The following is a 229-nucleotide window of genomic DNA, read 5'->3' on the forward strand; positions in this document are numbered from 1 at the left end:
CTGGCAGCCACCACCAAACTGCAGGATGGCATAGCCTTCGTCGTCGATTTCCACCAGCTGAACCTGGCCACCGTGGGAAGCCAGGCCTGGGTTTATTTCAGTCTGAATGTAATAATTAATTTTCTGATCCAGTGGACTGTCATCAGTAACCTTGGGCATTTTTGCGCTAGGTGCCTTAATCGCCATCTGCCCACCCATTTTGTCTGCTGCATAGTCAACAGTCGCATCT

At 50.2% G+C, this 229-nt stretch carries 1 protein-coding gene; it reads right to left on the reverse strand.

From position 1 onward, the window contains the following. Positions 1 to 229: NifU family protein (locus ACY2RR_RS24930; RefSeq protein WP_490110887.1), on the reverse strand; the 229-nt coding region annotated here is incomplete at both ends.

The organism is Parendozoicomonas sp. 2304DJ65-17 (assembly GCF_058148445.1).